Here is a 13,798-nt window from a genome sequence, read left to right on the forward strand (position 1 = left end):
GATTTGTGAGATGCGACTGTCAGCGTAGTTCAGGGTTCGGTAAACATCACTGATGGAGATCACTCAGGCATTTTCAGCCCCTGCGCGGGCCCTTTCGCGGGTGAACCCGCTCCCACAGGGTGGACTGCCCCCGAAAAGGTCGGTACAGCCACCCACAAGCCCCCTGCCATATCCAGAAACTATCCAAAGCACTTTCGCGGTTTCACAGCCACTACCTTGGAGAGGTCACTTTTCCAGGAAGAAACCAATGCCTCAGGCTCAATCACACCTGCTCCGCCGTGGTCGCTATTCAGAACTCGGCAGGCTGTACCTGCTTACTACTGTTACCCATCAACGCAAGCCACTGTTCCATGACTTTCATCATGCAAGGCTGGTCATCCACCAACTGCGGCAATCCGAGCATGAGCACGCCTGCCGCTCAATGGCCTGGGTACTGATGCCGGACCATCTGCATTGGCTAATCGAGTTGAAAGGCACGACGCTGGGTACGTTGATGCGCAGATTCAAATCCAGATCCAGTCTGGTTTTGCATCAGGCGGGGGTTGAGCATGACCCGGTGTGGCAGCCTGGGTATCAGGACCGAGCATTGAGACGGGAGGGAAGCATGGTTCAGGTCGCCAGAAACATCGTTGCCAACCCCTTGCGTAACGGGCTGGTGAAGAGTGTCAGAGACTATCCACATTGGGATGCGATATGGCTTTGAATCGGTGGGAGAGCCTTCGCGGGTAAACCCGCACCCACAGGTACTGCGCAGGTCTTGAAGACTGCACATGCCCCTGTGGGAGCGGGTTTACCCGCGAAAGGGCCGGGTCAGGCCGAAGCCGCAACCTGAGCCGGGCGCTTGACCTGTGGCTGCGAGGCGTTGGCCGCAGCACCCTCTTCGATCGCCTGCTGAATCGCCTTGCGACGACGCTCTTCGCTCCGGCGGCTGAAGTACCAGACAAAGAAGGTCACCAGCGACACCGACAGCAGAATCAGACTGGCCACGGCGTTGATCTCTGGCTTCACGCCCAAGCGCACCGCCGAGAACACTTCCATCGGCAAGGTGGTCGAGCCTGGGCCGGATACGAAGCTGGCCAACACCAGGTCATCCAGCGACAGGGCGAACGACATCATGCCGCCCGCCGCCAGCGATGGCGCGATCATCGGGATGGTGATCAGGAAGAACACCTTCCACGGCTTGGCACCCAGGTCCATCGCCGCTTCCTCGATCGACAGGTCCAGCTCACGCAGGCGTGCCGACACCACTACCGCCACATACGCCGCACAGAACGTGGTGTGGGCAATCCAGATGGTGACGATACCGCGCTCCTGCGGCCAGCCGATCATCTGCGCCATGGCCACGAACAGCAGCAACAGAGACAGACCGGTGATCACTTCAGGCATTACCAGCGGCGCGGTAACCAGGCCACCGAACAGCGTGCGGCCCTTGAAGCGGGTGACCCGGGTCAGCACGAAAGCTGCCAGGGTACCCAGCGCCACCGCCGCCACCGCCGTGTAGCAGGCGATTTCGAGCGAGCGCATCACCGAACCCATCAGCTGGGTGTTGTCGAGCAGGCCGACGTACCATTTGATCGACCAGCCGCCCCACACCGTCACCAGCTTGGAGGCGTTGAACGAGTAGATCACCAGGATCAGCATCGGCAGGTAGATGAACAGCAAGCCGAGCACCAGCATCAGCTTGGAGAAACTGAAGCGTTTCATGCGCGGCCCTCCATTTCTTTGGCCTGGCTGCGGTTGAACAGCAGGATCGGCACGATCAGGATCGCCAGCATCACCACCGCCAATGCAGACGCCACCGGCCAGTCACGGTTGTTGAAGAACTCCTGCCACAGCACTTTACCGATCATCAGGGTTTCCGGGCCGCCGAGCAGTTCAGGGATCACGAACTCGCCCACCACCGGGATGAACACCAGCATGCAGCCGGCGATGATGCCGTTCTTCGACAGCGGCACGGTGATTTTCCAGAAGCTGTTGAAGGTGCTCGACCCCAGGTCAGAAGCAGCCTCCAGCAACGAAGGGTCATGCTTAACCAGGTTGGCAAACAGCGGCAGGATCATGAACGGCAGGTACGAATAGACCACGCCGATGTACACCGCCAGGTTGGTGTTGAGGATCTGCAGTGGCTGGTCGATCAGCCCGGTCCACATCAGGAAACCGTTGAGCAAGCCGTTGTTGCTGAGGATGCCCATCCAGGCATAGACGCGGATCAGGATCGCGGTCCAGGTCGGCATCATGATCAGCAGCAGCAGGACCGTCTGGGTCTCCTTCTTGGCGTTGGCAATGGCGTAGGCCATCGGGAAGCCGATCAGCAGGCACAGAATGGTGCTGAAGAAGGCCATCTTCAACGACCCCAGGTAGGCCGAGATATACAGCTCATCCTCGGTCAACAGCCCATAGTTGGCCAGGTTGAGCACCAACTGAATCTTGTCTTCGACGTAGGTGTAGATCTCGGTATACGGCGGGATCGCCACGTCGGCTTCGGCAAAACTGATCTTCAGGACAATGAAGAACGGCAGCATGAAGAACAGGAACAGCCAGATGAACGGCACGCCGATCACCAGGTGCCGCCCCTCCGGGACCAGGCGCTGGAAGGCTCGCTTGAGCTTGCGCAGTTTCATGACCGCAGTACCACGCCGCTGTCGTCTTCCCACCATACGTACACTTCATCGCCCCAGGTCGGACGAGTGCCCTGGCGTTCGGCGTTGGCGACGAACGACTGGACAACCTTGCCGCTCGGCAGCTCGACGTAGAACACCGAGTGGCCGCCCAGGTAGGCGATGTCGTGGACCTTGCCGCGCGACCAGTTGTGCTCGCAGGTCGGCTGCTGGGTGGTGACCAGCATCTTTTCCGGGCGCAAGGCGTAGGTGATGTGCTTGTCTTCCACCGAGGTGGTGATGCCGTGGCCCACGTAGATCTTGCGCTCCAGCTCCGGGCTGGCAATGATCGCGTGGCCTTCGGCGTCGTCGACCACTTCACCTTCGAACAGGTTGACGTTACCGATGAATTCGCACACCAGGCGGCTGGTAGGCGTCTCGTAGATGTCCACCGGCGAGCCGATCTGGGCGATCCAGCCCAGGTGCATGATGGCGATGCGCTGGGCCATGGTCATGGCCTCTTCCTGGTCGTGGGTCACCATCACGCAGGTCACGCCTACGCGCTCGATGATCTCCACCAGTTCCAGCTGCATCTGCGAACGCAGTTTCTTGTCCAGCGCACCCATTGGCTCGTCGAGCAGCAGCAGCTTGGGGCGCTTGGCCAGCGAGCGGGCCAACGCCACACGTTGACGCTGGCCACCCGACAACTGGTGCGGCTTGCGCTTGGCGTACTGGGTCATGTGCACCAGCTTGAGCATCTCGGCCACACGGGCATCGATCTCGGCCTTGGGCATCTTGTCCTGCTGCAGGCCGAAGGCGATGTTCTGCGCCACGGTCATATGCGGGAACAGCGCGTAGGACTGGAACATCATGTTGATCGGCCGCTCGTAGGGCGGCATATCGGTGATGTCGACGCCATCGAGGAAAATCCGCCCTTCGGTTGGGCGCTCGAAGCCGGCCAGCATGCGCAGCAAGGTGGACTTGCCGGATCCGGAGCCACCCAGCAGGGCGAAGATCTCACCCTTGCGGATTTCCAGGGACACATCCTCTACGGCGATGGTTTCGTCGAACTTCTTCGTGACCCGGTCGATTTTTGACCAGCACCTGCTTGGGTTGCTGGCCACCCTCGAGGGCTTTCTTATAGGCACCGGAGGCAACTGCCATGAGTGAAACTCCCAACAAGATTTGTGTGCCCGCCCCTGCTTGGACGGCGGGCCTGGATTGTTACTTGCCCGACTTGACCTTGGTCCAGCTACGGGTCATCAAACGTTGCACCTTGGGCGGCAACTCTGAATTCACGAACATCTTGTCCAGCACATCCTGCGGTGGGTAAACCGCAGCGTCGGTCCTCACGGCCTGGTCCATCAGGTCGCCAGCCTTGGGGTTCGGGTTGGCGTAACCGACGTAATCGCTGACCTGGGCGATAACCTCAGGTTTCAGCAAATAGTTGATGAAGGCATGCGCCTCTTTGACGTTCTTGGCGTCCTTGGGGATCGCCAGCACGTCGAACCAGAGGTTGCCGCCTTCCTTGGGAATGGCGTAGGCCAGGTTCACGCCCTTCTTCGCTTCTTCAGCGCGGGCCTTGGCCTGGAACACATCACCCGAGAACCCTGCCGCGACGCAAATGTCGCCGTTGGCCAGGTCGGTGATGTACTTGGACGAGTGGAAGTAGGTCACGTACGGGCGCACCGCCAGCAGCTTCTGCTCGGCCTTGGCGTAATCCTTGGGGTCGGTGCTGTTGGGGTCGAGGCCCATGTAGTTGAGCACCGCCGGGAGCATTTCGTCCGCCGAGTCGAGGAAGGCCACACCGCACTTGGAGAGCTTCTTCATGTTCTCGGGCTCGAACAAGACGGCCCAGGAGTCGATGGTGTCCACGCCCAGCGCGGCCTTCACCTTGTCGACGTTGTAACCGATGCCGTTGGTGCCCCACAGGTAAGGCACGGCGTACTGGTTGCCTGGATCGTTCTTTTCCAGGCGCTTCATCAACGCCGGGTCGAGGTTGGCATAATTGGGCAGCAGGTTCTTGTCGAGCTTCTGGAACGCGCCCGCCTTGATCTGCTTGCCGAGGAAATGGTTGGACGGCACCACTACGTCATAGCCGGTGTTACCGGCCAGCAGTTTGCCTTCCAGGGTTTCGTTGGAGTCGAACACGTCCTGCACGGGCTTGATGCCCGTGGCTTTCTCGAAGTCCGCGAGTGTGGTCGGGCCGATGTAGTCGGACCAGTTATAGAGATGCACCGTTGGCGCCGCTTGGACGCTGCATGCCAGCGTCAGGCCCGCGCCGGCCATCAAGGCCTTGCGGAATACAGAAATAGACAAGTGGGTGGTCCTCACAATCAGTGCCTGGGTAGCGACAGTGCTGCCGCACACGCAAAACCGGCGCGCAACTTACCTTCGCAGCTTCGATGCCGCAATCATCAATTGCCTTTCACTGGCTCTGAGCCGGAAATCCCCGGCCCAGAGGTGCCGCATCGGGCTTACTTGCCCGACTTGATCTTGGTCCAGCTGCGGGTGATCACACGCTGGGCAGAAGCTTCAGGCGCAGCGATTGCGTACAGCTGCTTCTTCACTTCGGCAGGCGGGTAGATGCTCGGGTCGCTGGTAATGTCCTTGTCCACGAACTGGGTAGCCGCAGCATTGCCGTTCGGGAAGCGCACGGCGTTGGTGATTTCAGCCATGACTTCTGGCTGCATCAGGAAGTCCATGAACTGGTAGGCAGCGTCTTTATGCTCGGCATCTTTCGGGATGGCGACCATGTCGTAGAAAGTACCGGCACCTTCTTTCGGAATGATGTAGTCCACTTTGATCTTGTCGCCGGCTTCGTGGGCACGGGCCTTGGCCTGCTCGACGTCACCCGAATAACCGACGGCCACGCAGATGTTGCCGTTGGCCAGGTCGCCAATGTACTTGGACGAGTGGAAGTAGGTGATCGAAGGACGGACCTTGAGGAACAGGTCCTCGGCGGCCTTCAGGTCTTCTTTCTTGGTGCTGTTGCTCGGCAGGCCCAGGTAGTGCAGTGCGGCCGGCAGCATTTCGGTCGGGGCATCCAGGAAGCTTACGCCGCAGCTCTTGAGCTTGGCGATGTTCTCAGGCTTGAACACGGCGTCCCACGAGTCGATGTGGTCGACACCCAGCGCGGCCTTGACCTTCTCCGGGTTGTAGCCGATGCCGATGGAGCCCCACATGTACGGGAAGGCGTGCTTGTTGTCCTTGTCGCTGGCATCGCCAACGGCCTTGAGCAGGTCGGGGTCGAGGTTTTTCCAGTTCGGCAGTTTCGAACGGTCCAGTTCCTCGTACACACCCGCCTTGATCTGCTTGGCCAGGAAGTTGTTCGAGGGCACGACGATGTCATAGCCCGACTTACCTGCCAGCAGCTTGGCTTCCAGGGTTTCGTTGCTGTCGAAGACGTCGTACTTGACCTTGATACCGGTCTGCTTTTCGAACTTGGCGATGGTGTCCGGCGCGATGTAGTCCGACCAGTTGTAGACGTTCAACACCTTGTCGTCAGCCTGTGCAGCAGTAGCCATGGCACCCATCAGGGCTGCGGCCAGCAACGTCTTGCCCATTTTATTCATGCGTCATGCTCCAGAATTTTTTATTTAGCCATCTGTTCAGCAGCCAGGACCTACGGTGCAGAGCGCGCGGCGACTGAAACAGTCGCTAGTCTGGCAAGTTACAAGGCCCTGTATCAAGGAAAGCAGGACCCTGTAACGACTTAATGTCACATCGCTAGCCTAGCAGGTGCTCAGTTGATCGCCTCAAGGGTCAAATCGAGGCATTTGCGCGCCTTTTCCACCAGCTCGTCGATCTCCGCGTGGCTGATGACCAGCGGCGGCGCGATGATCATGGTGTCACCCACCGCACGCATGATCAGGCCGTTGTCGAAGCAGAAGGTGCGGCAGATCATGCCCACGCCCTTGCCTTCGTAACGGCTGCGGGTGGCCTTGTCCTTCACCAGCTCGATCGCACCGAGCATGCCCAGGCCGCGTACTTCACCCACCAGCGGGTGGTCCTGCAGTTCACGCAAACGCTTTTGCAAATACGGTGCCGCTTCTGTGCGCGCCTTCTCGACAATTTTCTCGTCGCGCAGGATGCGCAGGTTTTCCAGGCCCACCGCGGCCGCCACCGGGTGGCCGGAGTAAGTGAAGCCGTGGTTGAAATCGCCGCCTTCGCTGATCACCTTGGCCACGGTGTCACGCACGATCACACCGCCCATGGGGATGTAACCGGAGGTCAGGCCCTTGGCGATGGTCATCAGGTCGGGTTTGAGGTCGTAGTAGTCTGAGCCGAACCACTCGCCGGTACGGCCAAAACCGCAAATCACTTCGTCGGCGACGAACAGGATGTCGTACTTGGCGAGAATCTCCTTCACCTTCGGCCAGTAGGTTTCCGGCGGGATGATCACGCCGCCTGCGCCCTGGATAGGCTCGGCGATGAAGGCGGCGACGTTGTCTTCGCCCACTTCGAGAATTTTCTTTTCCAGCTGCTCGGCTGCCCACACACCGAACGCATCCGGGGTCATGTCGCCGCCTTCACCAAACCAGTACGGCTGCGGGATGTGCACGATGCCGGGAATCGGCAGGCCACCCTGCTCGTGCATGCCGCTCATGCCACCCAGGCAGGCACCGGCGAAGGTGGAACCGTGGTAGCCATTGATACGGCTGATGATGGTCTGCTTGTGCGGCTTGCCCTTCAGCGCCCAGTAGTGGCGCACCATGCGCAGCACGGTGTCGTTGCCTTCGGAGCCGGAGCCGGTGAAGAACACATGGGTCATGCCTTGCGGCGCCACATCGGTGATCGCCTTGGCCAGCTCAAGCGCCGGCGGGTGAGCGGTCTGGAAGAACAGGTTGTAGTACGGCAGCTCGCGCATCTGCTTCTCGGCCGCCTGTACCAGTTCCTCGCGGCCATAACCGACCGCCACGCACCACAGGCCGGCCATGCCGTCGAGAATCTTGTGGCCCTCGCTGTCCCACAAATGCACACCCTGGGCCTTGGTGATGATGCGCGGCCCCTTCTCCTTCAGTTGCTTGTAGTCACTGAAGGGGGCGAGGTGATGCTCCCCACTGAGGGTTTGCCATTCACGGGTTTGCGGGTTGTTGACGCTCATGTGCTTCTCCGTAATTCGACCGCCGCGCTCCTGCGGCACCAGGGTTGATCAGACAGCGAACAGCAGGAACTCACGCTCCCACGAACTGATGACGCGTTTGAAGTTTTCGTGCTCGGCGCGCTTGGTGGCGACATATCCGGTAATGAATTTTTTGCCCAGGTATTGCACCAGCGCACGGCTGTTTTCCATGCGTTCCAAGGCATCTTCGATGGTCAGTGGCAGGCGCAGGTTGCGGCGCTCATAACCACGGCCCTGTACCGGCGCGCTGGCCTCGATGCCTTCGACCATACCGATGTAGCCACACAGCAAGCTGGCGGCGATGGCCAGGTAAGGGTTGGCGTCGGCGCCCGGCAGGCGGTTCTCGACCCGGCGGCTTTGCGGGCCGGCATCCGGTACGCGCAAGCCGACCGTGCGGTTTTCTTCGCCCCACTCCACGTTCACCGGCGCCGAGGTGTCGGGCAGGAAGCGGCGGAACGAGTTGACGTTGGGCGCGAACAGCGGCAGCGCCTCGGGGATGAACTTCTGCAGGCCACCAATGTGGTTGAGGAATAGCGCGCTCATGCTGCCGTCTTCATTGCTGAAGATGTTCTTGCCGGTAGCCACATCGACCACGCTCTGGTGCAGGTGCATGGCACTGCCCGGCTCGCCGGTCATCGGCTTGGCCATGAAGGTGGCGGCCACGTTGTGCTTGAGCGCCGCCTCGCGCATGGTGCGCTTGAACACCAGAATCTGGTCGGCCAGGTGCAGGGCGTCGCCGTGACGGAAGTTGATTTCCATCTGCGCCGTGCCGTCTTCGTGGATCAGCGTGTCGAGGTCCAGCTGCTGCAGTTCGCACCAGTCGTAGACGTCTTCGAACAGCGGGTCGAATTCGTTGGCGGCTTCGATGGAGAACGACTGACGGCCGGTCTCTGGGCGGCCGGAGCGGCCTACCGGGGGCTGCAGCGGGAAGTCCGGGTCTTCGCTGCGCTTGGTCAGGTAGAACTCCATCTCGGGCGCGACGATCGGCTGCCAGCCCTTGTCGGCGTACAGCTGCAGGACTTTCTTCAGCACGTTGCGCGGCGACAGTTCGACCGGGTTGCCCTTTTTGTCGTAGGTGTCGTGGATGACCTGGGCGGTCGGCTCGATGGCCCACGGTACAAGGAACACGGCGTTTTCGTCGGGGCGGCAGATCATGTCGATGTCGGCCGGGTCGAGCAGTTCGTAATAGATGTCGTCGTCGACGTAGTCGCCGGTCACCGTCTGCAGCAACACGCTCTCGGGCAGGCGCATGCCTTTTTCGGCGATGAATTTGTTGGTGGGCGAAATCTTGCCGCGCGTGATGCCGGTCAGGTCACTGATCATGCATTCGACTTCGGTGATCTTGTGCTCTTTCAACCAATCGGTGAGCTGGTCGAGGTTGTTACTCATAAATACCTCAGGAGGTAAGGTGGTCCACGTCTTGATTCTGGATGGAGTAGATTGCTAAAGCAAAAACCCACGCGCAGAGCCACAGTGGATACACTGAAATCAGCTGTGTCCGTAATGAGTTCGAAAGGCAGGAAGACGAAACGAAGGGCGGCAAGCCGCTACGAGGGCGGGCCTGGGAGCACCAAACGTCAATTATTGCGGCCAGGGCGACCACGCCATTGACGATGCTTGCAAAAACGACGGATGTACCTGATGACACCGCGCAGGCAGTGCTTTCAGGTCGCGGCAAGCGGACCATGTGACCCTCGTATTATTGTGTTCTGGGTTGAGACCGAGCTTAGCCTTGTTCATTTTTTTACACAACACCTCCGTAAAAAATAAAACACGGTGCACCGGAGATAGCCCTTTACGCGGTAAATAGCGGATAATGCTTTGCCCCGATATGCAGCAAATCTGCCGTAGATGTGCCATTTCAGGGCATCATGGGGTTGGCTTGACATCAGTATGGCTTTTCGATTGACTGGTCCTGCAAGCCCCCTTGATTGATATTTTTAACAACAAAGGTGTTGCATCATGTCGGTACCCCCGCGTGCCGTTCAGCTTAACGAAGCGAACGCGTTCCTTAAGGAACATCCTGAGGTTCTCTACGTTGACCTTCTGATTGCAGATATGAATGGTGTGGTGCGTGGCAAGCGCATTGAGCGCACCAGCCTCCACAAGGTTTACGAGAAAGGCATCAACCTGCCGGCCTCCCTCTTCGCCCTGGACATCAACGGTTCCACCGTCGAAAGTACCGGGCTGGGCCTGGACATCGGCGATGCTGACCGCATCTGCTATCCAATCCCCGACACGCTCTGTAACGAGCCGTGGCAAAAACGCCCCACCGCCCAGCTGCTGATGACCATGCACGAACTGGAAGGCGAGCCATTCTTCGCCGACCCACGCGAAGTGCTGCGTCAGGTGGTGAGCAAGTTCGATGAATTGGGCCTGACTATCTGCGCCGCATTCGAACTGGAGTTCTACCTGATCGACCAGGAGAACGTGAACGGCCGCCCGCAGCCACCACGCTCGCCAATTTCGGGTAAGCGCCCGCAGTCGACCCAGGTGTACCTGATCGACGACCTCGACGAATATGCCGACTGCCTGCAGGACATCCTCGAAGGCGCGAAAGAGCAAGGCATCCCAGCCGACGCCATCGTCAAGGAAAGCGCCCCGGCGCAGTTCGAAGTCAACCTGCACCACGTGGCCGACCCGCTCAAGGCCTGCGACTACGCGGTACTGCTCAAGCGGTTGATCAAGAACATCGCCTACGACCATGAAATGGACACCACCTTCATGGCCAAGCCCTACCCGGGCCAGGCAGGCAACGGCCTGCATGTACACATTTCCGTGCTGGACAAAGATGGCAACAACATCTTCACCAGCGAGGATCCCGAGCAGAACGCCGCGCTACGTCATGCTGTCGGCGGTGTGCTCGAGACCCTGCCCGCGTCCATGGCGTTCCTTTGCCCGAACGTCAACTCGTACCGCCGCTTTGGCGCACAGTTCTACGTGCCGAACGCGCCAAGCTGGGGCCTGGACAACCGCACTGTCGCACTGCGCGTGCCAACCGGCTCGGCGGACGCTGTACGTCTCGAGCACCGCGTGGCCGGTGCCGACGCCAACCCGTACCTGATGATGGCTGCCGTGCTGGCAGGCGTGCACCATGGCCTGACCAACAAGATCGAGCCAGGCGCGCCGATCGAAGGCAACTCGTACGAGCAGCTGGAGCAGAGCCTGCCGAACAACCTGCGTGATGCCCTGCGCGAGTTGGACGACAGCGAGATCCTCAACAAGTACATCGATCCTAAGTACATCGACATCTTTGTCGCGTGCAAGGAGAGCGAGCTGGAGGAGTTCGAACACTCGATCTCCGACCTCGAGTACAACTGGTACCTGCATACTGTGTAAACGAAAACGCCGCCCACAAGGGCGGCGTTTTTCATTCCAGGCCGTGTCGCCTGCTTCGCGGGTAAACCCGCTCCCACAGGGATAGCGCCAGCCTCAGGTCCGGTGAAGATCCTGTGGGAGCGGGTTCACCCGCGAAGAGGCCGGCACAGGTTTACAGGGCCTTCTCGAAAATCTTCGAATTACGCTGGTAGTTGTACAGCGAAGCCCGCGCCGCCGGCAGCCGCTCTACCCCACTCGGCGCAAAGCCGCGCTCGCGGAACCAGTGCGCAGTGCGCGTTGTGAGCACAAACAAGGTATTCAAGCCCATCTGCCGCGCCCGGCTCTCGATGCGCTCCAGCAGCTCGTCCCCACGCCCACCATGGCGGTACTCCGGGTTCACTGCCAGGCACGCCAGCTCCCCCGCCTCGGAATCGGCAATCGGGTACAGCGCCGCACAGGCGATGATCATGCCTTCACGCTCGACCACGCTGAACTGTTCGATCTCGCGCTCCAGCACCTCGCGCGAACGGCGCACCAGAATGCCCTGTTCTTCCAGCGGGCTGATCAACTCCAGCAAGCCGCCAACGTCCTCGATGCTCGCCTCACGCACCACTTCGAACTGCTCCTGCGACACCAGCGTACCGCCACCACCACGGGTGAACAGCTCGGTCAGCAGCGCACCATCCTCGGCATAGCTGACGATATGGCTACGTGCCACGCCGCCTTTGCAGGCCTCGGCTGCGGCATCCAGCAGTTCGCCCTGGTAATCGCTGCCCAGGCGCTGCAGATGCGGGGCAACCTGCTGCGGGCGCAGTTCGCGCACCAGTTTACCGTCGGCGTCCAGCAGGCCAGGCTCGGCGCCGAACAACAGCAACTTGTCGGCGCCCAGCTCGATGGCCGCACGGGTAGCCACGTCTTCGCAGGCCAGGTTGAAAATTTCCCCGGTAGGCGAGTAGCCCAGGGGCGACAACAGCACGATGGAACGCTCGTCGAGCAGACGGCTGATGCCCTTGCGGTCGACCCGGCGCACTTCACCGGTGTGGTGGTAATCCACCCCTTCAAGCACGCCGATCGGCCGTGCGGTCACCAGGTTGCCGGATGCCACGCGCAAGCGCGAGCCCTGCATGGGCGAAGCGGCGATATCCATCGACAGGCGCGCTTCGATGGCCAGGCGCAGGGCGCCGACAGCATCGATCACGCAGTCCAGCGTGGCGGCATCGGTAATGCGCATGCCCCGATGGTAGTGCGGGGTCAGGCCGCGATCGGCCAGGCGGCATTCGATCTGTGGGCGCGAACCATGTACCAGCACCAGGCGCACGCCCAGGCTGTGCAGCAGTACCAGGTCGTGGACGATATTGCCGAAGTTAGGGTGCTCCACCCCATCGCCAGGGAGCATGACCACGAAGGTGCAGTCGCGATGGGCATTGATGTACGGGGAGGCATGACGCAGCCAGTTGACGTAATCGGGCATGACAGGGCCTGTGGATAAGTGGACGGAGAACGGCGATACGGGGGCGTTCAGAATCATCGTCGGAACAGGCTTGCGGTCACGCGCGGTCTCCTCTAGGCAGGAACGAATCAGTTCGATTGACGTTTAGTGCAGGCAATAGTGCCGAATCAAGTCACGCAATAGACGCACGGTAGGCTCGATTCGTGACATTTCAAGGTATTCGCCGGGCTGGTGGGCACAGGCGATGTCGCCAGGGCCCAGCACGATGGTCTGGCAACCCAGCTGCTGAAGATAAGGCGCTTCGGTGCCGAACGCCACCGCTTCGGCGCGGTGGCCGGTCAGCCGTTCCGCGACGTGTACCAGCTCGGCATCGGCGGCCTGTTCGAACGGCGGCACCTCCGGGAACAGTGGCGCGTAGTCGATGCGTACATCATGACGCTCCGCCACGGGCACCAGCTTTTCGCGAATGGCCGCGCGCAGTTGCTCCACGTCCATGCCCGGCAGCGGCCGCAGGTCGAATTCCAGGGCACATTGGCCGCAGATACGGTTGGGGTTGTCACCCCCGTGGATGCAACCAAAGTTCAGGGTCGGGGTCGGCACGGTGAACTGCGGGTTGCGGTAGGTTTGCTGCCATTGCTGGCGCAGGCCCATCAGCTCGCCCATCACCGCGTGCATGGCTTCCATGGCGCTGCGGCCCAGGCTTGGGTCCGACGAATGGCCGCTGCGCCCAAGGATGTCGATGCGGTCCATGAGAATGCCCTTGTGCATGCGGATCGGCCGCAGCCCGGTAGGCTCACCGATAACCGCCGCACGACCAAGAGGCTGGCCGGCCTCGGCCAGGGCGCGGGCGCCGGACATGGAGCTTTCTTCGTCACAGGTGGCGAGGATCAACAGCGGCTGCTTGAAGTCGTGCTCCAGCAGCGGGATGACCGCTTCGATGACCAGGGCGAAGAAGCCCTTCATGTCGCAGCTGCCCAAGCCAACCCAACGGCCATCGGCCTCGGTCAGCTTCAGCGGGTCGCTGGCCCACAGCTGTTCGTCATACGGAACGGTATCGCTGTGCCCGGCCAGCACCAGGCCTCCCGGGCCGGTGCCGCGACTGGCCAGCAGGTTGAACTTGCCGGGGCTGACCTGTTGGATGTCACACCTGAAACCCAAGTCGCCCAGCCAGCCCGCCAGCAGGTCGATGACCTGGCGGTTGGACTGGTCCAGCGCGGGCTGGGTGCAACTGACCGAAGGCGCGGCGATCAAGGCGGCGAACTGGTCTTTCAGCGTCGGCAACGGCATGCGCGTACTCCTCGGAAGCGT

10 protein-coding genes and 1 pseudogene are annotated in these 13,798 nt (G+C 60.8%); 2 read left to right on the top strand and 9 right to left on the bottom strand.

The window, feature by feature from the left end; genetic code table 11:
- The first annotated feature begins 247 nt into the window (after positions 1–247).
- Positions 248–703 carry a transposase gene (locus tag AB5975_08885; GenBank protein XDR21920.1) on the top strand — a complete coding sequence of 152 codons (456 nt, stop codon included), beginning with the start codon at positions 248–250 and terminating at the stop codon, positions 701–703.
- A gap of 107 nt (positions 704–810) precedes the next feature.
- Here the strand turns inward: AB5975_08885 and AB5975_08890 are convergent, their stop codons facing one another.
- The 7 genes and pseudogenes from AB5975_08890 to AB5975_08920 all read right to left on the bottom strand — a co-directional run bounded on the left by AB5975_08890 (position 811) and on the right by AB5975_08920 (position 9,111).
- Positions 811–1,704: an ABC transporter permease subunit gene (locus tag AB5975_08890; protein XDR21921.1), complete on the bottom strand. Its 894-nt coding sequence runs from the start codon at positions 1,702–1,704 to the stop codon at positions 811–813.
- Entirely contained in the window at positions 1,701–2,621 is a 921-nt protein-coding gene (locus tag AB5975_08895; protein XDR21922.1) for an ABC transporter permease subunit, read from the bottom strand. Before AB5975_08895 ends, AB5975_08890 begins: the two co-directional genes overlap by 4 nt.
- A pseudogene (gene potA / locus AB5975_08900) lies at positions 2,618–3,761 on the bottom strand (polyamine ABC transporter ATP-binding protein). Before potA ends, AB5975_08895 begins: the two are co-directional and overlap by 4 nt.
- A 60-nt stretch (positions 3,762–3,821) precedes the next feature.
- Positions 3,822–4,916, bottom strand: coding sequence for a polyamine ABC transporter substrate-binding protein (locus AB5975_08905; GenBank protein ID XDR21923.1), 1,095 nt, complete (start codon positions 4,914–4,916; stop codon positions 3,822–3,824).
- A gap of 158 nt (positions 4,917–5,074) precedes the next feature.
- Positions 5,075–6,172: a polyamine ABC transporter substrate-binding protein gene (locus tag AB5975_08910; protein ID XDR21924.1), complete on the bottom strand. Its 1,098-nt coding sequence runs from the start codon at positions 6,170–6,172 to the stop codon at positions 5,075–5,077.
- A 170-nt stretch (positions 6,173–6,342) separates the two neighbouring features.
- On the bottom strand, positions 6,343–7,704 hold the full coding sequence (locus AB5975_08915) for an aspartate aminotransferase family protein (GenBank protein ID XDR21925.1): 1,362 nt from the start codon (positions 7,702–7,704) through the stop codon (positions 6,343–6,345).
- Positions 7,705–7,752: 48 nt separating this feature from the next.
- Complete coding sequence (locus AB5975_08920) at positions 7,753–9,111, bottom strand: glutamine synthetase family protein (protein XDR21926.1); 1,359 nt, start codon at positions 9,109–9,111, stop codon at positions 7,753–7,755.
- Between the two features lie 573 nt (positions 9,112–9,684).
- Between AB5975_08920 and AB5975_08925 the strand changes: the two genes are divergently transcribed.
- On the top strand, positions 9,685–11,061 hold the full coding sequence (locus AB5975_08925; protein ID XDR21927.1) for a glutamine synthetase family protein: 1,377 nt from the start codon (positions 9,685–9,687) through the stop codon (positions 11,059–11,061).
- Between the two features lie 151 nt (positions 11,062–11,212).
- Here AB5975_08925 and argA read toward each other — a convergent pair whose 3' ends face one another.
- Positions 11,213–12,511, bottom strand: coding sequence for an amino-acid N-acetyltransferase (gene argA / locus AB5975_08930; GenBank protein XDR21928.1), 1,299 nt, complete (start codon positions 12,509–12,511; stop codon positions 11,213–11,215).
- 123 nt (positions 12,512–12,634) lie between these two features.
- Entirely contained in the window at positions 12,635–13,777 is a 1,143-nt protein-coding gene (argE, locus tag AB5975_08935; GenBank protein XDR21929.1) for an acetylornithine deacetylase, read from the bottom strand.
- Positions 13,778–13,798: the final 21 nt, after the last annotated feature.

This window comes from Pseudomonas putida, from assembly GCA_041071465.1.
Lineage (GTDB): Bacteria > Pseudomonadota > Gammaproteobacteria > Pseudomonadales > Pseudomonadaceae > Aquipseudomonas > Aquipseudomonas putida_P.